The sequence below is a fragment of the Lascolabacillus massiliensis genome, from assembly GCF_001282625.1.
Taxonomy (GTDB): Bacteria; Bacteroidota; Bacteroidia; order Bacteroidales; family Dysgonomonadaceae; genus Proteiniphilum; species Proteiniphilum massiliensis.
In genome coordinates, this window is record NZ_CTEJ01000001.1 from 54,547 (window position 1) to 77,975 (window position 23,429).

General features: G+C 36.9%; 18 protein-coding genes. 10 read left to right on the top strand and 8 right to left on the bottom strand.

What is annotated here, in order from left to right; all coding sequences use genetic code 11:
- Positions 1-70 precede the first annotated feature (70 nt).
- Positions 71-2,218, top strand: a complete 2,148-nt coding sequence (gene rnr, locus BN1354_RS00225) for a ribonuclease R (protein WP_045090282.1) — start codon at positions 71-73, stop codon at positions 2,216-2,218.
- On the opposite strand, the gene BN1354_RS00230 is transcribed toward rnr, so the two are convergent.
- Both BN1354_RS00230 and BN1354_RS00235 read right to left on the bottom strand, forming a co-directional pair.
- Positions 2,202-2,924, bottom strand: coding sequence for an O-methyltransferase (locus tag BN1354_RS00230; protein ID WP_052673209.1), 723 nt, complete (start codon positions 2,922-2,924; stop codon positions 2,202-2,204). The two genes, rnr and BN1354_RS00230, sit on opposite strands and share 17 nt — an antisense overlap.
- On the bottom strand, positions 2,921-4,372 hold the full coding sequence (locus BN1354_RS00235; protein ID WP_045090281.1) for a lipopolysaccharide biosynthesis protein: 1,452 nt from the start codon (positions 4,370-4,372) through the stop codon (positions 2,921-2,923). The genes BN1354_RS00230 and BN1354_RS00235 overlap by 4 nt, the downstream gene beginning before the upstream one ends.
- A 193-nt stretch (positions 4,373-4,565) precedes the next feature.
- Here BN1354_RS00235 and queG point away from each other — a divergent pair, with 193 nt between their 5' ends.
- Both queG and ruvB read left to right on the top strand, forming a co-directional pair.
- Positions 4,566-5,486, top strand: coding sequence for a tRNA epoxyqueuosine(34) reductase QueG (gene queG / locus BN1354_RS00240; RefSeq protein ID WP_045090280.1), 921 nt, complete (start codon positions 4,566-4,568; stop codon positions 5,484-5,486).
- A 23-nt stretch (positions 5,487-5,509) separates the two neighbouring features.
- Positions 5,510-6,538 (top strand): Holliday junction branch migration DNA helicase RuvB, encoded by a 1,029-nt coding sequence (gene ruvB, locus BN1354_RS00245; protein WP_045090279.1) that lies wholly within the window; start codon positions 5,510-5,512, stop codon positions 6,536-6,538.
- Positions 6,539-6,670: 132 nt separating this feature from the next.
- On the opposite strand, the gene BN1354_RS00250 is transcribed toward ruvB, so the two are convergent.
- Complete coding sequence (locus tag BN1354_RS00250) at positions 6,671-8,059, bottom strand: DUF4270 domain-containing protein (RefSeq protein ID WP_053825891.1); 1,389 nt, start codon at positions 8,057-8,059, stop codon at positions 6,671-6,673.
- A gap of 139 nt (positions 8,060-8,198) precedes the next feature.
- On the bottom strand, positions 8,199-9,017 hold the full coding sequence (locus BN1354_RS00255) for a glycogen/starch synthase (RefSeq protein WP_045090277.1): 819 nt from the start codon (positions 9,015-9,017) through the stop codon (positions 8,199-8,201).
- A 198-nt stretch (positions 9,018-9,215) separates the two neighbouring features.
- Here BN1354_RS00255 and panC point away from each other — a divergent pair, with 198 nt between their 5' ends.
- The 5 genes from panC (at position 9,216) to ligA (ending at position 15,185) form a co-directional block, all read left to right on the top strand.
- Entirely contained in the window at positions 9,216-10,058 is an 843-nt protein-coding gene (panC, locus tag BN1354_RS00260) for a pantoate--beta-alanine ligase (RefSeq protein ID WP_053825892.1), read from the top strand.
- A 5-nt stretch (positions 10,059-10,063) separates the two neighbouring features.
- Positions 10,064-10,417: an aspartate 1-decarboxylase gene (gene panD / locus BN1354_RS00265; RefSeq protein ID WP_045090275.1), complete on the top strand. Its 354-nt coding sequence runs from the start codon at positions 10,064-10,066 to the stop codon at positions 10,415-10,417.
- A 60-nt stretch (positions 10,418-10,477) separates the two neighbouring features.
- On the top strand, positions 10,478-11,800 hold the full coding sequence (locus BN1354_RS00270; RefSeq protein ID WP_074010689.1) for an MATE family efflux transporter: 1,323 nt from the start codon (positions 10,478-10,480) through the stop codon (positions 11,798-11,800).
- Positions 11,801-12,094: 294 nt separating this feature from the next.
- The gene (locus BN1354_RS00275; RefSeq protein ID WP_053825893.1) at positions 12,095-13,156 is read left to right on the top strand and encodes a hypothetical protein; all 1,062 of its coding nucleotides are present in this window, start codon (positions 12,095-12,097) and stop codon (positions 13,154-13,156) included.
- Positions 13,157-13,178: 22 nt separating this feature from the next.
- The gene (gene ligA, locus BN1354_RS00280) at positions 13,179-15,185 is read left to right on the top strand and encodes an NAD-dependent DNA ligase LigA (RefSeq protein ID WP_053825894.1); all 2,007 of its coding nucleotides are present in this window, start codon (positions 13,179-13,181) and stop codon (positions 15,183-15,185) included.
- A 32-nt stretch (positions 15,186-15,217) separates the two neighbouring features.
- Here ligA and BN1354_RS00285 read toward each other — a convergent pair whose 3' ends face one another.
- Positions 15,218-17,080, bottom strand: a complete 1,863-nt coding sequence (locus tag BN1354_RS00285) for an SLC13 family permease (RefSeq protein WP_394331721.1) — start codon at positions 17,078-17,080, stop codon at positions 15,218-15,220.
- A gap of 24 nt (positions 17,081-17,104) precedes the next feature.
- Positions 17,105-17,995 (bottom strand): hypothetical protein, encoded by an 891-nt coding sequence (locus BN1354_RS00290; RefSeq protein WP_045090271.1) that lies wholly within the window; start codon positions 17,993-17,995, stop codon positions 17,105-17,107.
- 317 nt (positions 17,996-18,312) lie between these two features.
- Here BN1354_RS00290 and BN1354_RS00295 point away from each other — a divergent pair, with 317 nt between their 5' ends.
- Positions 18,313-18,849 (top strand): DUF4488 domain-containing protein, encoded by a 537-nt coding sequence (locus BN1354_RS00295; protein WP_053825895.1) that lies wholly within the window; start codon positions 18,313-18,315, stop codon positions 18,847-18,849.
- Between the two features lie 86 nt (positions 18,850-18,935).
- Here BN1354_RS00295 and BN1354_RS00300 read toward each other — a convergent pair whose 3' ends face one another.
- Both BN1354_RS00300 and BN1354_RS00305 read right to left on the bottom strand, forming a co-directional pair.
- Positions 18,936-20,234 carry an O-acetylhomoserine aminocarboxypropyltransferase/cysteine synthase family protein gene (locus tag BN1354_RS00300; protein WP_053825896.1) on the bottom strand — a complete coding sequence of 433 codons (1,299 nt, stop codon included), beginning with the start codon at positions 20,232-20,234 and terminating at the stop codon, positions 18,936-18,938.
- Between the two features lie 85 nt (positions 20,235-20,319).
- Positions 20,320-21,525, bottom strand: coding sequence for an ROK family transcriptional regulator (locus BN1354_RS00305; RefSeq protein ID WP_053825897.1), 1,206 nt, complete (start codon positions 21,523-21,525; stop codon positions 20,320-20,322).
- Between the two features lie 259 nt (positions 21,526-21,784).
- On the opposite strand from BN1354_RS00305, the gene BN1354_RS00310 reads away from it, so the two are divergent.
- Positions 21,785-23,419 (top strand): ABC-F family ATP-binding cassette domain-containing protein, encoded by a 1,635-nt coding sequence (locus tag BN1354_RS00310; RefSeq protein WP_053825898.1) that lies wholly within the window; start codon positions 21,785-21,787, stop codon positions 23,417-23,419.
- Positions 23,420-23,429: the final 10 nt, after the last annotated feature.

A 23,429-nucleotide genomic window follows, 5' to 3' on the forward strand; every position in this document is an offset into this window, starting at 1 on the left:
ATTACTTTGCATAACTAAAACAGTGTTTGGATTGTTTTAGTATCAATTGGAATCTAAATCAAAAAGAATTATGAGTAAAAAAGCAGCCTCGCAGGAACCTTTATCAAAACCGAGAAAAAAAGATTTAACCGTATTAATTACTGACTTCCTGACAGAGAATAAAGATAAACAATTTAACTATAAGCAAATTGCTGCAGCTTTAAATGTTAAAGGAGAGGATGGTAGGAGAGTACTTATTAAGGTGCTTGATAAACTGCGTGATGATGATATTATTCTTGAATCATCAAGAGGTAGGTATAGAATAAATAACAGAGGATTGATCCTTGATGGACGGTTTGAAAGGAGAAGCAACGGAAAGAATTTCTTTGTTCCGGACGACGATGGTAATATTATATATATCCCTGAGCGAAACAGCAAGCATGCGATGAATGGTGACCGGGTTCGTATACAGCTTCTTGCAAAAAGAAAACGTGCCGATACCGAAGGTGCAGTGATTGAGATTCTTGAACGTGCTCAGAGCAGATTTGTAGGTGTTCTGGAGGTGCAGAGACATTTTGCTTTTCTTGTAATGGATAGCAAGTATCTCTCTAACGATATATTTATCCCTAAAGAAGAGCTCAGAGGTGCAAAGAATGGGGATAAGGTGGTAGTAGAAATTGTTGAATGGCCGGAGAAAGCTAATAATCCTGTTGGTAAGGTCATAGATATTTTGGGTGTACCTGGGCAGAATGATACAGAGATGCATGCTATTTTAGCTCAATATGATCTTCCATATAAGTATCCTGAAAATATTGAAAAATATGCTGACACAATTTCGGATAAAATTGATAGGAATGAGATATCCAGAAGAGAAGACTTCAGGGATGTGTTTACTATAACTATCGACCCTAAAGATGCAAAGGATTTTGATGATGCTATCTCCTTCAGGCAGTTGGCTCCAAATCTCTGGGAGGTTGGGGTGCATATTGCTGATGTAACTCATTATGTAAAACCGGGCGATCTTGTTGATGTAGAAGCTGAGAAAAGAGCAACCTCAGTCTATCTTGTTGATCGTACAATTCCAATGCTGCCAGAGAGGTTAAGCAACGGTTTGTGTTCTCTCAGACCAAATGAGGAGAAATTATGTTTCTCTGTCATATTCAATATGAACGATAAGGCTGAGGTTAAAAAGTCAAGAATAGCAAGAACTGTAATAAAATCAGATAGCCGACTTACATATGAGGAAGCACAAACAGTTATTGAAACAGGTAAAGGTGCTTTTGCAACAGAAATACTCAAGCTTAATGATCTCGCAAAGCAGTTGCGTGATAGAAGATTTGCCAATGGGGCAATAAATTTCGAGAGATATGAGGTTAAATTTAATCTTGATGAAAAGGGTAAACCTCTTGGAGTATTCTTCAAGGAGTCTAAAGAGGCAAATCACCTGATTGAGGAGCTGATGCTTCTTGCAAACAAAACTGTTGCAGAAGTTATAGGCAAGGTACCTAAAGATAAAAAAGCCAAGGCATTTGTTTACAGGGTACATGATGTTCCTGACCCTGAGAAGCTGGATACGTTTAATGCTTTTATTCTACGCTTTGGTCATAAGATGAAAACATCAGGAACAAAAACAGAAGTTGCAAAAAGTCTGAACTCCGTACTTGATAAAGTGCAGGGACGCCCTGAAGAGAATCTTGTGGAAACTATTGCAATTCGAACAATGTCAAAGGCTATCTACTCTACAAAGAATGTAGGACATTATGGTCTGGCATTTGACTATTACACACATTTCACTTCTCCTATACGAAGGTATCCTGATATGCTTGTTCATAGATTACTTGAGAGATACCTAAATGGTGGTAAGAGTGCAGATCAGAATACACTTGAGGCTCAAAGTAAACATTGTTCTGATATGGAACAGGTTGCAGCAAATGCTGAACGTGATTCAATAAAATATAAGCAGGTAGAGTTTATGTCCGACAAGCTCGGTAAGGTTTATGATGGAGTAGTATCAGGAGTTACGGAGTGGGGGATATATGTTGAGATCAACGAAAATAAATGTGAGGGAATGATTCCGATCAGGGAGCTGGACGATGATTTCTATGAACTGGATGAAAAGAATTACAGGCTGGTAGGGCGTCGTACCAGAAGAGAATACAGACTCGGGCAACCTGTTACAATCAAAGTTGCAAAAGCAAATCTAGAACGCAGGCAACTGGACTTTATCTTTGCGAATTGATCAGTTTTTTAAAAATAGTGGTCTTTCCAAAAGCGTGTTGGAAAAATACTGGTCCGGTGAACTCTTTCTTTTCCCACTCAGCAGGGTTATTGAGGTTGGGAAATGGTGACAGGTAATATTTACGGTCGCTGTTGTCAACTATCAGATAACCTCCTGCTTTAATGTGGGGAATGGCTCTTTTTATGCATGAATTTCTTGCTCGCCCATCAACAACAATTATATCGAAATATCCTTTTTCGTAACTATCTATTGACCTGACATAATCCTCATATGAAAGTCCTGATGAATTTTTTTCTTTTGAAGCAAAATCATCAGGATTTTCCGGATCTAACTTATTGAAATAATCAACCGGTTTACCCTCAATTCCTATTAGTGAAGCATTATTAAGCTTGAGCTCCTTAATCTTCTTTTGAAGTGAATTCAACCAGTATATATCGTGCTCAACTGATATCACCTCTTTGCATCTGATAGCAAAAAATATTGTTGATCCTCCTGAACCCCATTCAAAAACTCTCATACTTTTATTGCATATCTTTTCAAGGAACTTTATAGCATCATAGGTAATCCATGGTAAACCCAGACTTAAAGTGCTTTCACCCGATTTCTTATCTCTATGCCATCTCCTGTACTGTTTGATATGAGATAATGTTCTGTTTTCGATCGCAAATTGAGCAGCAAAGCGTATGAATAGTAATGAGTCCTTCATTTTCTTTTCTTTTTTAGGTTAGAGAACCAGTTTTCAACCTCCTCTGACATTTCGAGCTTTATTATTCTACATAAAAGTATATATAACCCCCCTGTAATTATGGCATTTGTGATAATGTAAAGTACACTGCTTTGTATACCATTTGTAACCAGATAGGATATTCCTGAGCAGATTAATGCAACTACCATGTATGGAAGCATATCTTTTAAAAATTGTATAGAACTATAGCTTATAAGTCTCCCGGATAAAGTAGCCGAAATAAGTAATGTAATAATAATATAGATCACCCAGCTACTTGCCAGAGCCATTAATCCATGAGGGAGTAGCAATATTATCAGAATAATTAAAATAAAAGTCTTAATGATTTCTACTCCAAGGAAATAAGCTGATTTCTCCTTAGCAATAAACAATTCGTTGAAAATAAACACAAATGGTGAAAGCATTCCAGCCAGCGTTAGTACTCTGAAATAAGGAACTGCTTCGAGCCACTTCTCTTTAAAGAACAGGAAAAACAGTGACTCTGCTGTAATAATCATTATCATTCCTACCGGAAATGTGATAAAAGAGATGGATTTCATCATTTTGCTCATTACTCTTTTCATCCTCTCACTGTCTCTGTTTACCTCGGATAGTATAAGCATTGCTACAGAGCGAAAAGTATTTGACATGGTAAGAAAAGGGATATCCTGATATTTTTTTGCCTGATTAAAATATGCTACGTGATTCATTGGATAAAACATTGCAATTAAGCTGGGGTAAATATTATTAGCAAGTGTGGAGATCGAGTTCGATGCAAGTAGTTTACTACTGAAGGAGAAGAATGCTGTTAGACTTTTCTTGCTAAAACTTGTTTTTGGACGCCAGCTTGAGTATAACCAAAGGAAGATAGTACGTAGAAGTGTATATATTAGTGTCTGCGCTACCAAAGCCCAAACTCCATAGTTGTAAATAGCCATAATTACCGCAACAATATCAGCAATGAGCAATGCAAACAGATTAATTTTGGACAGTCCTTTGAAATCTGCTTTTTTTGTTAGCAAAGTTTGGTGAATTAGTCCTAAAGCATTTAATATTATTGAGATAAATAGTACTCTTGCTACAACTGTTATTTCAGGAGTATTGAAAAGATTTCCCAGAAATGGTGCAGTGATAAATAATATCAGATACAATAAAATACCCAGTGTTATATTAAAAATAAAAACTGTTGAGTAATCAGTATCTGTGAGGTTGTGCCTGTTAAGCAAAGCCCTCCCGAAACCACTATCTATAAGTATTGAGGAAAAAGCTATAAATATTGCAAGTGAACCAATCATCCCATATTCTCTTGCACTGATAATATTCATCAGGATCAGCATACTCACAAAATTTAGGAGCTGCTGTCCAAACTTATCAATAAAACTCCAGAAAAGGGACAGAATAGTTTTACTCTTAAGTGAAGATTCCGTCATGAGAGGTTATATATTGCAAATTACTCATGCAAAAGTAGTCAATTTTTCCAGAACTGGTATGTTGAAAGTAATTGGGAATTCAATTAAATGCATTTTATACAGTGTCAAATCAAACATATCTTTGTATTTTTGATATAGGTGTCATGGAGTTAATTTTAGAAGACCAATTGGCCCGGAATATATTTAATAAACTATGACTTTTTCAGAAGAGATAAAAAAAGAGGCTTTGAGACTGGGATTTGATGCATGCGGTATTTGCCGTGCTACTGATACCGGTGAAGAAGAACGATATATGAAATGGTTAGCTGGAAATCATCATGCAACCATGAGTTATATGGAGCGGAATATAGAAAAGAGGCTTGATCCAAGGTTGCTTGTAGATGGTGCAAAATCTATTATTTCTGTTGTACTAAATTATTACCCTCACCAAAAACAGCCCACTTATGCTCCTCAATTTGCCTATTATGCCTATGGGAAAGATTATCATGATGTTGTAAAGGATAAGCTCAAGCTACTATTTGAGTTTATAAAACAGACATATACTGATGTTACAGGTAGATATTTTTCAGACTCAGCTCCTGTTTTGGAAAGATTTTGGGCTGCACAGGCAGGTATAGGATTTGTAGGTAAGAATACTTTGTTGATAATCCCCGGGAAAGGTTCTTTTTTCTTTCTGGGTGAGCTGATTATTGATATTGAACTGGATTATGATTCACCTATTCCTGAAAATTGTGGAAGTTGTACTCGTTGTATTGATGCATGTCCTACAGGAGCTATAGAAAAACCTTTTCTGGTAAATGCCAATAAGTGTATTTCATATCAAACTATCGAGAACAGAGGTGAAATATCTGCGGAAGTTGCTCCCAAACTGAAAAACTATGTCTTTGGTTGTGATATTTGTCAGAAAGTGTGTCCATGGAACAGAATGTCAACTCCTCACAACACAGATGAGTTTATGCCATCGGAAGAGTTTATGGAACTTGATTTAACTAAACTGATAGGTATGAATGAGAAAGAGTATCAACATCTTTTTAGAGGTTCAGCTGTAAAAAGGACGAAGTTTGCAGGATTAAAACGAAACGTTAATGCTATTTCCAAAAACCGTAATAAATAACTATTTTTGTATTAATAAATAGAATGGGAGATAATTTCGATATACATAGCAGAAGTAATTTTCAGGAGACAGATAGTGACTTTGAAATGACCTTACGTCCTTTGACCTTCACAGGATTCAAAGGGCAGAATAAGATTGTTGAAAATCTGGAAATATTTGTTAGTGCCGCACGCATGCGCGGTGAGTCTCTTGATCATGTATTGCTTCATGGACCTCCCGGACTTGGAAAAACTACACTTGCAAATATAATTGCTAACGAGTTGGGTGTTGGCTTTAAGATTTCATCAGGGCCTGTGCTTGATAAACCCGGTGATCTTGCCGGGATATTAACCTCTCTTGAAGAGAACGATGTACTTTTTATTGATGAAATACATCGCTTATCACCTGTTGTTGAAGAGTATCTGTATAGTGCAATGGAGGATTACCGAATTGATATATTAATAGATAAAGGACCAAGTGCACGCTCAATACAAATTGATCTCAACCCATTTACATTGGTGGGTGCCACTACAAGAAGCGGTTTGCTTACAAGTCCTTTAAGAGCTAGATTCGGTATCAATATGCACCTTGAATATTATGATTCTGCTACACTCACCGGTATTGTACTCAGGTCTGCAGATATTCTCAAGATCAAATGTGAGATAAATGCTGCTGAAGAAATTGCATCAAGAAGTAGAGGTACACCACGAATTGCCAATGCTTTATTACGACGAGTACGTGACTTTGCACAGGTAAAAGGTAACGGGTCTATAGACAAATATATTTCAACATATGCTTTAGAGGCTCTTAATATTGATAAGTATGGTCTGGATGAGATAGATAATAAGATACTTCTTACAATCATTGATAAATTTAAAGGAGGTCCTGTTGGTATTACTACAATAGCAACAGCTGTTGGTGATGATCCCGGTACCATAGAGGAGGTGTATGAACCCTATCTGATTAAAGAGGGTTTTATAAAACGTACACCGCGTGGAAGAGAAGTTACTGAACTTGCTTACCAGCACTTGGGTAGAAAAAGAGCCGGCAATGAACAGGGGTTACTTTTCTGACAATTAATTAATGTAATACTGATAGACGGAAACTAACTACCGAAAACCAATACTTTGCAATTCTGATTGAAGCTTTCTGATTCTTGATCTTTAGCTATCTGATTGCTAATTTATAGATATCCAATAATTTATTTAAAGCTTACTGAATATTAATTCCAACTGCAGACTTCCTGCTCTCTTATCCAAAATAGTAGCAGTAGGCCACATCAGGTTTTGAATCTTGGTAAGCACTTGCTGAGTTGAATAGCCCTGTTGTACATTGGTATATGTAGCATCAACCGGAATAAGATAATAAGTCAGATCATAAGGTTCACCATCAAACTCCTGGTTATAATAATTTATCATCGACGATATATTGTTAAACTTGTATGAGTAGGTAGAGGGATCAAACTTTTCAGAAAGAAAGCTTGTGACATTATCTCTTAATTTCCTGTTTTCAAAAAATCCATTTAAAGAGTCTTTGTTAATCAATAGAAGATAATCAGGCGGACTCAATTTCACCATACCCTTTTCTGATTCATCTGGTAAAGCATAAACTGTGAAGTTTACGAGATTTAGAGCCATCGACTGCAGATTATCATGAACCTGAGATATTGGGAATACAATCTCGGTGTTTACTCCTGCAGGACTTTTTATATAGGTGACATCTGAGTTATCAGCCAGCAGCTCTTCATTATTGCTCTTAATATGGTTAATCTGTCTAACCTCAGGAGTATTGTTTAATTTGAATACATCTGTTCGGATAGTATCCTGATTTGTTGAAGAACCTTTTTCATCCAGATAGTGGTAATGTACAAGCAGTGACGTAAGATCAGCGCTTATAATAGTACTGTTACCAAAGCTGGTGGTAAAATATAGTCCCGGGAAATACTCCCTGAAAGTATCAGTGTCTGACAATTTACCATGACCAGCTTTATTATATTCTTCCAGAAAACTTTCCCCTATAGTCTTTGGTAAATCAACATTTATGTAATATTCTGTATATGTGACAGTAGTGAAATCATCTGCTGTATATGATTTAGTCCTGTATGTAGAGTTTTTTCCTGTGAAGCTTTGCACTCCAAGAGGAGCAGTCATATCAGCAAACTGTTCCGGATCAATATGAGTAAAGTCATTGGTTCCTTTCAGAGATTTCGTAACCTCATATACAGACAACGACATAGGAGCAATAGAGTCTCCAATCAAAGAAGTGTAAGATATTTCCACACTCACGGAGTCTATCACAGCCCCATCTTTGAATTCCAATCCTTTTGGAAGATAAAACTCAGCTATATATTCAGACTTAATAGAACCGAATACCGGATCCGCATATTCTCCAAGTACAGGGTAATTAGTTTTACCAAAAACTGAGTCAACCTGAACAGTACGTGCCTGCAACTGTAAAGTGTCAATACCTACAGTCAGTCTGTCTTTATCAGGCTGAATGGAGAATCCTATTTGATCTAAATTGTCGTTACAAGAGAAAGCGAGTATTGCGACAAAGGTTATTGTAAATAACTTATATATTGTTTTGAGCTTCATTAGTTTCAAAATATTATTTCAACGCCGCAAATATCCAAAAAAATAATGTGATTTAAAAACGGAAAATAGCTTTCTTTCAATTTTTAAATATAATTGTGTATAGGGGAAACTAAATAAGTTTTAGTTAAGAGTTGGATTCTCAATCAGCAATCTTGTTATAGAAGGCCTCAATCTCATCAACACTCTTCTCAAAATCGGGCTGATAAGGTAGAAAATCGACCTTCTCAGTTTCAAGATACTTAGTAATTTCCGGATCAATATCTTTACTTCCAAGAACAACGCCATCTGAATAATCAACGGCCAGCTTGATAAGATTTTGATAATCCATCACTCCTCTGCTTTTTATCTTTTCAATTTCGGCATCGCCAATTCCTTCAAACCGGAGCTTGTGGGCTACTTCCTTACTGAAAGGCTTTTTAAAGGTTTCATCATAAATAGAGTATACTATCTTTGTATCTTTGAAGCATGGGTCATCTTTATACCCTTTCTTGACATATAGAGGTGCTAATCCGCTAAACCATCCGTGACAATGAATAATATCCGGAACCCAGCGTAACTTTTTGATAGTTTCCATTACTCCACGCACAAAGAAGATACTTCTCTCCTCATTGTCGTCATACTCCTCTCCATTCTTGTCAACCAGTGTTTCTCTATTCTGAAAATAATCCTCGTTGTCAATAAAATAGACCTGCATACGTGCAGACTGAATAGATGCAACCTTGATAATCAAAGAGTTGTCTGAATCGTCAATAATGAGGTTCATTCCTGAAAGTCGTATAACTTCATGAAGTTGATTCCTGCGTTCATTTATATTGCCATATTTAGGCATAAATGCACGAATCTCCATGCCTTTCTCCTGAATGGCCTGGGGTAAAAATCGTGAAGTATTCGAGATTGGTGTTTCATCTACATAAGGGTAGATTTCCTGTGAAATGTATAAAATTTTTTTCTGAGACATGAAGCTAATTATCTTAATTTGAGTACAAAGATAATAAAAAAAATCCACATAAATACAAAATAAAAATGGGCAAAAGTTGTAAGATGCACATAATGAGACGAATAACCGAATTTACGTCTATTCTTTAGAGTGAAATAATGCAAATTATTTTCTATATGTGCCAATTATTTTGTTGCTTTGCACTCTAAATTGCGGGTGATGAAAATTATAGATACAATATCCGAACTAGAGAATCAACTACAGGGTTATCGACATAAGGGAGAAACAATTGGTTTAGTACCTACTATGGGTGCCTTGCATCAAGGTCATGCCTCATTAGTAGAGAGATGTGTAGCAGACAATAAAATAAGTATTGTAAGTTTGTTTGTGAATCCCACACAGTTTAATAATAAAGAGGATCTGAAACATTATCCCAGAACCCCTGAAAAGGACCACGAATTACTGGAAAGATTGGGGGTTGATTATGTTTTTTCACCTTCTGTTGAAGAGATGTATCCTGAAGAAGATAAACGAGTATTTGATTTTGGTCAGCTTGATAAAGTAATGGAGGGAGAATTCAGACCCGGCCATTTTAATGGTGTGGCCCAAATTGTAAGCAAGTTGTTTGACATTGTAAAGCCGGACAATGCTTATTTTGGAGAAAAAGACTTCCAGCAACTTGCAATCGTAAAAGATATGGTAAGGCAGTTGCAGATGCCGGTAAATATAATCGGTATGCCTATTGTGCGTGAAAGCAGCGGATTAGCAATGAGTAGCCGCAATCAACGTCTTTCAGAAGAACAGAAGAAGAATGCCTCAGAGGTTTACAAAGTGTTAAATGAAAGTAAGCTTATGATTGATAAGTTTATACCTTATGAACTGATTAATTATGTTTCAGAAAGTATAAACAAAGTCTCCGGTTTAAAGGTAGAATACTTTCAGATAGTTGATGGAGATAATCTTCAGCCGGTAACATCATGGAGTGACTCCGATTACATTGTGGGCTGTATTGCCCTGTTTTGCGGAGAGGTAAGATTAATAGATAATATCAGATACAAATAAATAATATGCAGGTAGAAATTTTAAAATCAAAAATACATAGAGCAACAGTAACAGACGCCAACCTGAATTATGAAGGTAGCATAACGATTGACGAAGACTTAATTGATGCAGCCAATATGTTTATTCATGAGAAGGTGGCAATAGTTAACAATAATAACGGTGAACGATTTGAGACCTATATTATTCGCGGAGAGCGTGGATCAGGAATCGTATGTCTTAATGGTGCGGCAGCACGCAAAGTTCAAAAGGGAGATATAATTATAATAATGAGTTATGCCACTATACCATTTGAGGAGGCAAAGAGTTTCACTCCTACCGTAATAAATCTTGACGGAAAAACGAATCAGATTAAAAAATAAATTTAAGCATAATATCAACCGTCAGCTACAGATGTAACTGGCGGTTTTTAATTGATAAACGTGTATACCAACAAACACATTTTTAAAATCAGTGCTCCTATATTTCTCAGTCTTTTGACTCAGAACCTGATTCAGGTAGTAGATACTGCCTTTCTGGGAAGAGTAGGAGAGGTTGAGCTTGGTGCTTCTGCTTTAGCCGGAGTAATCTATATAGCAATTTACACTCTCGGTTTTGGATTCAGCATGGGTAGTCAGATCCTTATTGGAAGGCGAAACGGAGAGAAAAACTACAATAAAATTGGTGATATAGTTATACAGGGTTCTATTTTCCTTTTAATCCCGGCAATAGTACTGATTCCTATTTTAAGATATGGTGCTGTTAACTGGATTCCCCAATTATTTCAGTCAGCAGATGTCTCCGGTGCAGTAACAGAATATCTTGAATGGCGTCTGTTTGGACTAATATTTGCGTTTGTCAATCTGATGTTTCGTGCATTTTATATTGGAATTGCACGTACCAAAATACTAACAATAAATGCTGCTGTGATGGCAGTTGTTAACATCATATTTGATTATGGTCTTATTTTTGGAAATTTAGGAATGCCTGAAATGGGCATTGCCGGTGCAGCCATAGCTTCAGTTATAGCAGAACTTGCATCAACCCTGTTTTTTATTATATATACAACGAAGACAATAGATCTGGTTAAATATGGATTTGTTAAGATAAGATTGCAATGGTCAGTAATTAAAAAAACATTGGATATTTCCATTTTCATGATGGTACAATATCTTTTCTCAATCTCCACCTGGTTTGTTTTCTTCATGCTTATTGAAAATTATATGGGAGAGAGATCACTTGCAGTTACAAACATTGTTCGTAGTTTCTATACAATTTTCACTATACCATCGCACGCTATAGGCTCAAGTACAAGTACTATGGTAAGCAATACAATTGGAGCCGGCAGACATCATGAAGTTCCAAACCTTATTAAACGGCTATCAATGATTAGTCTGGGAGTAATGATAATCTTCATTTCAATTCTTGTTGCTTTCCCAAAATTAATGATAAAAATCTACACCGATAATCCTTCCTTGATCGCAGATACAGTTGTACCTCTTTACGTTATGATATCATCACTGCCTATTTATAGTTTAGGCACTGTCCTGTTTAGTTCGGTATCCGGGACCGGAAATACTCGCACAGCACTTAAATTTGAAATGATAACTCTTCTGTTTTATGTAGCCTATATGTGGTTCATAATTGTTTATATAAGAGCCTCGGTAGCTGCTGCGTGGACAACCGAACATGTATATTGGTTCATGCTCATGACACTCTCATTTTTTTATATCAGAAGTGGGAAATGGAAAGAAAAAGAGATATAACAGCCCTACATTAAAGGTACATCATCCAGCCCCTCCTCAATAAAATATGAGGAGGATATGAAGAAAGTATGAGGAGGATATGAAGAGGATACGGACATGGTATGGATAAAGTTCATGTTTGGTACGACTGTCAAGTCCTGAAATAGGTTTACACTAACTGTAAACAAAAATCAGGACGATACAACCTATTTATGAGTAATAATGTAATAACTAGCCTAAGGTATATCGAAAAATTGTATTTTTACATCTATTTCAAAAGATGATATGAAAGGCAATTAAAACAGTGACTGTTATATGAGATATATTTTTTTATTGTTAACACTTTGTTCAGTCGTTTCTCTCCATGCCCAGAACTACATCTGGAAGTTAGGATTGGATTATTTCTTTGATAACAGAGAGTATGAGAAATCTTCTTATACCGATCCACAGACATTAAACGGAATTTGGGTAACCCCTGCAGCTGGAATCACTTGGGATTCTGCTCATACAGTTGTTGCAGGAGTAGATATATTGAAAATACCGGGAATGCATAAGGCAATAGATAAAGTGGATTTAACACTTTACTATCAGTATCAGACACCAAAAATTACTTTTCGAGCCGGCTCTTTCCCCCGAAGAGAAGTGTTGTCAAACTATTCTGATTTCTTTTTCAGCGATTCTGTAAGCTATTTTACTCCACTAATGCAGGGTTTGTTCTGGCAGATTGGTAATGGTAGGAATTATTTTAATGCGTGGATGGACTGGACAGGATATGCTACCACAGTAAACAGAGAGAATTTTTTTATTGGCTTTTCAGGTAAAGCTTCAAAAGGTGTTTTTTTCGGAGATTTCCAATCCTATCTTTTTCATTATGCGGGAACCAATCCTCGAAACCCTGAGTATGGAGTAAGTGAACAGATGCAGGGAATGGCATCAATAGGCTTAGAATATGAGTCTGATAATAGTTTTAAGGGATTGTTGTCAGCAGGTGTTTTTGCCGGAGTAGAGCGTGATAGAAAAGCAGATATAATTCATAAACCTATTGGCTTTATTTCAAGAGCAAACCTTGAGTTTTGGGGTATTGGAACTGAAAATACATTATATTTGGGAGATCACAGGATGAGGTTCTATGACAGGTATGGAGGAGATTTATACTGGGGTACACCGTTTCTTCAGGGAGACTCATATCTACAGAGTAAATTTTACATCAGGTTTATGGAAACAGGAAGAGTTAAAGTTCGCCTGAATGGGAATCTGCATATAACAGAGGGGAACATACTTTTTCAGCAAAGCCTTACACTGTCGGCATCTATTGACAATTTCAGAAACAATAGCGGTAAGGCAACTGTTTATCCATGGATGAGGATATTTAGGTAAAAGATATTTCAATAAAAGATATATGGAAAAGGTTAAAGAGAGAATTGAATTGCTTCGAAAACAACTGCACGAGCATAACTACAATTATTACGTGCTGTCACAACCGGTTATTTCAGACTTTGAATTTGATAAACTGATGAAAGAGCTGATTGATCTTGAAGCTGAACATCCCGAGTTGCATGATCCAAACTCACCATCTGTGAGAGTTGGCAGTGATATAAATAACAATTTTCCACAAGTAAATCACCGTTACCCTATGCTTTCTCTTCAGAATACATATTCTGAGGGAGAGGTGACCGATTTTTTTAACCGCGTTAAAAAGGGATTGAATGAGCAGTTTGAAATTGTTTGTGAATTAAAGTTTGATGGAACTTCAATCTCTCTGATATACGAAAAAGGTCGCCTCGTACGCGCTGTCACACGTGGTGATGGGCGAATGGGTGATGATGTTACAGATAACGTAAGAACAATTAGAAATATACCATTAATTCTAAAGGGAGATAATTTGCCAGACTATCTGGAGGCTCGTGGTGAGATTTTATTGCCCTGGAGTTCGTTTGAACAGATAAACAAAGAGCGTGAAGAGCAGGAGGAGCCACTTTTTGCCAATCCACGAAATGCAGCATCAGGAACACTCAAGTTACTAGATTCAAGGGTGGTTGCTTCTCGCAGACTGGAGTCATACATTTACAATATTACAGGAGAAGATTTGCCGACTGACAGTCATTTCGAGAATCTTAAACTAGCCCGCAATTGGGGGCTGAACGTTTCAGACACTATGAGGAAATGCAAATCTCCTGATGAGATATTCGATTTTATCAATTACTGGAATGTGGAACGTAAGAACCTGCCTGTGACTACCGATGGTATTGTAATAAAAGTTGACTCATTAATTCAACAGCGCAATCTGGGCTCAACATCCAAATTCCCCAGGTGGGCAATTGCATACAAATTTAATGCTGAGCAGGCGATATCCAGACTAGAATCTGTTACTTATCAGGTTGGCAGAACTGGTGCTGTTACACCTGTTGCAAACCTTGAACCAGTACTGCTTTCCGGTACAACCGTAAAACGCGCATCGCTCTATAATGAAGATGCCATAAAAGCTCTCGATCTGCACATCGGCGACATGGTGTATGTCGAAAAGGGAGGAGAGATAATCCCTAAAATAACAGCAGTAGACTTGGAAGCTCGCAAGGAAAATTTCATGATAGGAGACAAAGTTCGTTTTGCAACAAAATGTCCGGACTGTGGTACAACACTTGTCAGAAATGAGGATGAGGCTGCACATTATTGTCCAAACTCAGAGGGTTGTCCTACACAGATAAAGGGACGTATAGAGCATTTTGTTACTCGTAGAGCAATGAATATCACTATTGGACCAGAAACTATAACTCTGCTTTATGATAAAGGATTGATCAGAGATGCTTCTGATCTTTATAATCTGAAATTTGAAGATCTTGTTAACCTGGAAAGATGGGGTGAAACAAGTGCCAGAAATCTAATAGAGAGCATAGAGAAATCAAAATCGGTTCCATATGAGAGAGTGCTTTTTGCTCTTGGAATTAGATATGTTGGTGAAACAGTTGCCCAGAAATTGGCCAGCGCATTTCCCAATATAGATAAGCTGATTAAAGCAACTATTGAGGATCTTACTTCTGTTGAGGAGATTGGAAACCGAATTGCACAGAGTTTGATCGATTATTTTTCTAAGCCTGAGTTTATGCAGTTTGTAATGCGACTTAAAGAGCATGGACTACAGTTTGAATTAAGTGAAGATGTTCTGGCTGCCAAAACGGAGAAACTGAAGGGCCTGACAATCGTAATTAGCGGTACCTTCAAGCTTCATTCAAGGGATGAGTATAAAGCTATGATTCTGCAGAACGGTGGTAAGAATAGTGGCTCTGTTTCTAAAAATACCGACTACATCCTTGCGGGCGATAATATGGGTCCGGCAAAGCTTGAGAAAGCACAAAAGCAGGGAGTGAAAATCATCAATGAAGAGGATTTTCTAAAATTGATAGAGTAGAGATAGTCAGTTTCCCCTACGCTCACTATGTGTTAAAAAGGAAAAAGTACTGGCAGTATAAATATCATTACAATACCAATTATTACCTGTAATGGCAATCCTACTTTAATATAATCAATAAACCTATATCTACCTGATGACATCACCAAAGCATTTGGTGGAGTGGAAAAAGGACTTGCAAAGCACATGCTTGCTGCAATAGCAACAGAGAATAGGAAAGGGTAGGGATTTGCTTCTATCGATATCGCCGCCTGAAATGCTATCGGTGCAAAAAGTACAGCCGTAGCTGTATTGCTTATAAAAAAAGTAAGTATGGATGTTGCTATATAAATACCCGCTAAAACAGCTGTGGGACCAAATTCTTTTAAACCTGACACAATTCCGTCAGCCATATATGAAGATGCACCGGTTTTTTCCATAGCAACACCTAAAGAGAACATACCTGCAAACAAGAATGTACTTTCCCAGTTTATTGATTTATATGCTGCTTCAACATTTCTGAAGCAGCCAAGGAGTATCATCAGAATAGCAGCCATCAAAGCACATACAACAGTGGGGAAGATATTAAGAACCATTGCTACAACCATCAGCACCATAATTAGTGCAGCTACTGGAGCTTTATGGTTTCTGGGAACTTTCATTGCATTCTCCATGGGCTGACCGGCAACCACCCAATCAGAGGTCTCTTCTGTAAGTTTCTCAATATCTTTCCATTTACCCTGCACCAGTAGGAGGTCACCTGAATGCAATTTTACATCTTTCACATCCTGAATGATATAATCATTCTTTCGCCTAAGTCCCAGTATATTCACATTGTATAGTTGACGGAAATTAGATTCTTTTACACGTTTATTAATAAGTTTTGAGCTCGACATCAACACAACCTCTGCAATACCTATTTTACTAAATTCCATGCCTCCTGCCTTGGAAACAGATAGTGCATTTCTACCCATTTCCGTTTCCTGTGTATCTACTAATGTCAAATTGTTATCTTCAACAAAAGTCATTATATCATTAATATTTCCAAATACATATAGCAGATCATTCTCCTGAAAAGTACTTGCAGGTCCGGCCAGTTTCATATCTACAGGTTTATGAAAACGTTTCCTGGATTGAACTCTTCTGATTTCGAGTATGCTTACATTATATTTACTTGTAATATTCAGTTCCTGAAGCGATTTACCAATAAACGGGGAGTTTTCACCAATTGAGACTCTGTATAGGTTGTCGGCCAATTGATATTCAGAAACTAACTGATTAAGTGACTTACCTTTTGATGATGATGCTTTTTCTCTGTCTTTTCCCGAAACTAAAAGCTTGCTCAATGGCCATAGGATCATAATACCCAGTGAGAGTGTAATGAGACCGATAGGCAGGAACGAAAAGAAAGACAAACTTTCGAACCCACCGCTCATTAAAGCATCATTAATAATTAAGTTGGGTGGTGTGCTGATCAGTGTTAAGAGTCCCAGGCTGCTGGCAAATGCCATTGGCATGAGATATCTGCGTGCACTGGTTTTTGCTTCAGAAGCCATACTCATAACTATGGGGAGCATCACGGCGACAGTACCTGTATTGCTAATTAGTCCACCAATAGATCCGGTTACAAGCATTACCAGTATAAACAGCCTTAATTCACTATTCCCTGCTAATTTAAGGATACGGGTACTTATCATTTTTGCCAGACCGGTCTGAAATATCCCTCCTCCAACAATAAACAGCGCTATCATCATTATAACAACAGAATTGGAAAATCCCGACAAACCCTCTGCAGGAGTCAGAATTCCAGTTGTTATAAGCATAACTACTACGGATAAAGCTACAATATCCGAGCGTATCTTTCCCCAAATAAAGAAAAATATTGCAACAATAATTATTGCAAAAACAATAATAATGTTTGTGTCCATTAAGTAAAAAATTTAATCTTCCATTAAGAAGCTATGTGAACCTATGTGGTGTCCGTCAGCAAAAATATCTGCTTTAAATGTTCCCGGCATTAGGAATTCTTCAATATCCCAGTACATGGTTACAGGAATCTCTTCTCCTCCATACTCCACAATTCGTTTCATAGAGTAAAGGATTTCACTGTTTTCATATGGGAATTTGTCGTTTGGACTTTTAGACAATACAGTACCATCAGGTGTAAGTATCCTTACATATACAGTACGTTCTCCCGGTTCTGTGGTTATATTTCTTGCAATAGTAAAATTTACTACAAATTGAGTGCTGCGACTTAATCTGGATTGTTCTCTTCCGCGGTCGTTTACTGCTTTAGCATTAATATTTGTTGCAACTAACTGTGCGGCAAGAGATACCTTTTCCGATAACTGCTCTTTTTCCTGAGATACCTGCTGGAGCGTTCTGCTTGTTCTGTTGTATCGATCAGTTATCTGCTCATTTTCTGCCCTTAGCTCGTTATTGAGAGTGTTAAGTGAATCAATTTGTTGGATATAAGAACGTAATATCCTGCGTAAGGTTGAGAGTTCATCGGTTAATCTTTTAATCTCAGCCCTGTCAGTGGCTTTTGTCATTCTAAGCTCTTCCTGTAAACGCAGTACTTTAGCCTGTTCATTTTGTAGTCGATATAGCAATGAGTCATTTTGTACACTAAATTTGAAGCCTTCATATTGTAAAGAAATTGCCTCATATTCATCTTCCAGTTCCTGTTTATCGATAACAAACTGTTCCTGCATCTCTTTCATTTGCGAGTTTCGCGTTACAAGAAAACCAATAAGTACAACAGTTACAATTAACAGTACACCAATAAGTGCAATAAGTTGAGGAGTACGTTCTTTAAAGTCTATCTTCATTTCTAGTAAATTCTATTCCAACGGAGGACAAAAATATAGGTTTTCATACTAAAAGCCAATGATTAAGGATACTTTTTCGTTAATTTAATAAATCCAACCTGTTATGTATTAATAAACAATCAAAGTTTATCATCAAATTGAATGATTAAAACGGTTAATAATTCTATAAAATTAATCAACAAAAAAAGATACTTTTTGTTATATCATTGAAGGGTTCTTTTCTTTTTTTTATTTTGGAAAATTAGCTGTAGTCAAGTGGTTGTCATTTGTATTTGAGTGAAATATAGTTTTTAACGGTGCTTCTAAAATATAATATTATGAAAACGGTGTGGTCTGTTTTTTGTGTTTGTCTGTTGGTTTTAACAACTGGATGTAGTGCTTCGAGAAGTGCAATTAACAAAAATGCTGAAAGTATAATTGGATTGTGGGAGGTAAAAGCTATTCATAATAGTAATGAATCCGGTTACAAGATTACTCCTCACGGTATGTTTAAAATTGTTCAGTCTGATGGAAGATTTATAAATTTTATGTCAACCGAAAACGGTGCAATTATTACTGTAGATGGTTCTTATAAAATTGAAGGGGATGTATACACAGAGTCAATTATCAATTCATTTAATAAAAGTCAGGAAGGTAAGGACAATCCATTGCAAATCAAATTGTCGCATGACAACTTCATGTATTTAAGATGGTTTCAACCCATTGATGAGTTTGGTGTTGAACAAAACAGATGGGTAGAAGAGATTTGGCAACGTGTGCTTATTGAAGATCTTGAAGTAAGTAATGTAGATCTTCGTCAGGAGCTTAAATCACTTCTTGATGATGAAGAGTTGATAAAACAGGTTCTGGATTGAGTGAAAATAAAACGAGGGTGTTTCAGAAAATGTTGAAATCACCCCCGTTAATCACTAACCTTAAATATATCTGATATCAGCTCATTTTAAATATGTTTTAAAGCACCGTCGATATCAGCTTTAATATCATCAATATGCTCCAGACCCAAAGAGATGCGAAGTGCATTAGGATAAACTCCTGCTGCAATCTGTGCCTCTTCTGATAGTTGCTGGTGAGTAGTAGTTGCAGGATGAATAATCAATGTTCTTGCATCACCAACATTTGCAACGTGGCTCAGTAACTCAAGATTATCAATCACCTTAGCAGTTTGATCAACATTACCTTTAACATAAAATGATAATACACCCCCAAAACCGTTGTTCTTCAAGTATTTCTTAGCCAGAGAGTTGTATTTATTGCTCTCAAGACCGGGATAAGTTACTTTCTCAACTTTAGGATGTTTCTCCAGCCACTGTGCAAGTTCTAAAGCATTTTGATTAGTACGTTCAGCACGTAGAGAGAGAGTCTCAAGTCCCTGAAGCAACAGGAATGTGTTGAAAGGACTGTTTACCGGTCCCAGATCTCTTAACCCTTCAACTCTGCATCTGATTGCATATGCTATATTTCCAAATGGAGAATCACTTCCGAATGTATCCCAGAAATTCAATCCATGATAACCTTCTGAAGGTTCACTAAACATTGGGAATTTTCCGTTGCCCCAGTTAAAGTTACCACCATCGATAATCACTCCACCCATTGAAGAACCATGTCCTCCTATCCATTTTGTGGCTGAATGAAGTACAACACTTGCACCCCATTCAATAGGGTTGAAGAGGTATCCCCCTTGACCGAAAGTATTATCAACAATCAGTGGGATATCATTTTTACGTGCAATTTCGGCAATTGCTTCGAAGTCAGGAATATTATATTCGGGGTTACCGATTGTTTCAAGGTAGATCGCTTTAGTTTTTTCGTTTATAAGTGAAGCTATGCTATCAACATTATCACCATCTGCAAAACGAACTTCAATACCCATTCTGGCAAAAGCTACCTTAAACTGATTATAGGTTCCACCGTAAAGAAAAGAAGTAGAAACAATGTTGTCTCCTACTGAAGCCAGATTATGAATAGCCAGAAGCTGCGCCGACATTCCTGATGAAGTGGCCACTGCAGCAACACCACCTTCCAGTGCTGCCATTCTTTTTTCGAAAACATCTGTTGTGGGGTTTTGCAACCTTGTATAGATGTTTCCAAACTCTTTTAATCCAAATAAATTAGCGCCATGTTCAGCACTTTTTAAAGTATAAGCTGTGGTTTGATAGATAGGAACTGCTCTCGCGCCAGTCACTGGATCAAGTTCCTGTCCTGCATGAATTTGCAATGTTTCAAAATGTCTTTTTTCCATATTTTACTAAATTAATATCTAGCAAAAATAGGATAAAAAACAATAATATGTAATGATTTGAGGATAATAAGTGATAAATTAACAGTTACTCAAGGAATAATCTGCTTCTTGCTATCATACATGCCCCAATAACTCCGGCTTTACTTTTTAGTTTAGATGCTACAATTTCTGAATCTTTATTTACCAAACTTAGAGAGTGTTTTTTAATTGAGCTTTTTATTGGCAGCATTATAAATCCTTCTGCTTCAGCTACCTGGCCGCCAATTACTACAAGATCGGGGTTAAAAATATTTATTAATCCGGCAATATATTTTCCCAATTTGTAACCAACATCCTCAATAATTTCTATACATAGAGGATCTTCAAGAGCAGTAGCTCTCATTATATCAGTTAAAGTGAGTTTGTTTATATCTTTTACCTGATCGGTTAAAATTGTGCTTTCGCCCTTTGAAATTCTTTCAAGAATGATTCTGTGCATAGCCAGTCCCGAAGCTTCTGTCTCCAGACATCCTTTTTTGCCACAGTGGCACAAAATCTCGTTATCGAATGTGGGGAAGTGTCCGAACTCTCCTGAAAAACCTGATTTCCCGTAATATGGTTTTCCATCAATTATGATACCAATTCCAAGTCCCCAGGAAATATTTATGAAAATAATATTCTGCTCTCCCTCAACAATGCCATTCATATATTCACCGTAGGCCATTGCCCTGGTGTCGTTATCAATACCGACTTTGAAATTTAATCTTTTGGTAAGAAGTTCGCTTAATGGTCGTTCATTAAAATAAAAACTGCTGTAACTATAGCCTGATTCAGGATTTACTCTACCGGAGATATTTACGTTGACATTAAAAATTTTCTGTTTACGCTCCCCAGTTTTGTCAATGAAATCTTGAATGTGATTACCAAGTTGATCAAGTGACTCAATAGAATTGTCGTAAGTGAAAGGTATACCCATTTGAATATCTACCATATTTCCTGTGAAATCCATTAATCCCATATTCAAGTGGTGACGTGTTATATCCACACCCACAAAGTAGGCTGACTCGGGACTCAAACCATATACGATCGGATGTCTTCCACCAGGAGTGTGTGCCTTGCCAAACTCTTTTATCAAATCCTGGTCCATTAACTCTGTAATGAATTTAGTTATTGTGGGTACACTTAAATCCAGCACTTTTGATACCTCAGATATTGTATCATTTCCATTAGACATGAAGTGTGTCAGAATGTCTTTTTTAATCTGTACATTTTTAGGACTTTTGTCGCTTCTGAAGAATAGATTCTTAACCATGATATTTTGTTTGATAACTTTTTATTGTAGTCTGTTTAAAATAGCACACTATCACTAATCGGCATCTATAATAAATAATTTGTTTGAAAAGGTCAAAGTTACGAAAAAAATTGAATTAGTCAATTTTATTTTACTGATTAAAATAAATTTTCAGTAAAGGTACAACTCATTTATTTTTAATGCAATAGTAGCCTTGTTTATACTGTTATTTTCACAAACCATTTTCAAAATGTATCTTTGTAGCCTTAAAAAATAAAATATGGTATTGGTTGACGGGTTAGCTGTTGAGTTCGGGGGAACCACCCTGTTCTCAGATGTTTCTTTTGCTATAAATCCAAAGGATAGGGTTGCCTTAATGGGTAAAAATGGAGCCGGAAAGTCTACACTGCTAAAAATACTGGCAGGTGTGAGAGAACCGACAAGAGGTAGAGTGTCAATGCCTAAGGATTTTTCTATTGCCTATCTTCCTCAGCACCTTATGACAGAAGATGACTGCACCGTGTTTGAGGAGACTTCACGTGCTTTCTCACATGTTCAGAATTTAGAGAAAGAGATTGAGCGTATTAATCATGAGCTAACCGTTCGCACTGATTATGACTCAGAAGAGTATATGCAGCTCATTGAGCGTGTCTCATCTTTAAGTGAAAAGTTTTATGGTGTAGAAGAGATCAATTATGATGCTGCAGTGGAAAAGATGCTTATTGGTTTGGGGTTTTCCCGAAGTGATTTTAACCGAATGACATCTGAATTCAGTGGTGGGTGGCGTATGCGTATAGAGCTGGCAAAACTTCTCCTTCAGGATCCGGATCTCATACTTCTTGATGAACCTACCAATCATCTTGATATCGACTCAGTTGAGTGGTTCGAAAACTTTCTTATAAATAGCGCTAAAGCGGTGGTGGTAATTTCCCATGACAGAGCATTCGTGGATAACATTACTAACCGAACAATAGAAGTGACTATGGGTCGCATATACGACTATAAAGCTTCTTATTCCCAATATCTTGAATTGCGTAAAGAGCGACGTGAGCAGCAGCAAAAACAGTATGACGACCAGCAGAAAATGATTGCTGAAACTAAAGAGTTTATTGAGAGGTTTAAAGGGACATACTCCAAAACCTTGCAGGTTCAGTCACGCGTTAAAATGCTAGAAAAACTAGAGCTAATAGAGGTAGACGAGATAGATAATTCGGCACTTAAACTGAGATTTCCACCATCACCACGTTCGGGCAGCTATCCTGTAATAGCTGAAGATGTAAGTAAATCTTACGACGAAAAGCTGATTTTCAGTGGAGTAAATTTAACAATCGAGAGAGGTGAGAAAGTAGCTTTCGTAGGTCGTAACGGAGAAGGAAAATCTACACTCGTAAAATGTATAATGGGTGAAATTGGATTCGGTGGTAGTTTACAGTTGGGGCATAATGTGAAAATAGGATATTTTGCACAAAATCAGGCATCGCTTTTGGATGAGGAGCTGACTGTATTTCAAACTATTGACGATATTGCAGTGGGTGATATTCGAACCAAGATACGTGACATTTTAGGTGCTTTTATGTTTGGTCGGGAAGATATCGACAAGAAAGTGAGAGTTTTATCAGGTGGTGAACGTACACGACTTGCTATGATAAAGTTATTATTGGAGCCGGTGAATCTGCTAATTCTTGATGAACCTACCAATCATCTTGACCTGAAGACAAAAAATATTCTTAAACAGGCACTGATCGATTTTGACGGAACTCTTATTGTGGTTTCTCATGATCGTGATTTTCTAAATGGTCTGGTTAAAAAAGTTTACGAATTTGGCAATCAAAAAGTGACTGAACACCTTGAGGATATTTATGGTTTCCTTGCAAAAAAGAAGATGGATAGTTTGCGGGAAATAGAAAGGAAATGATTATATAAAT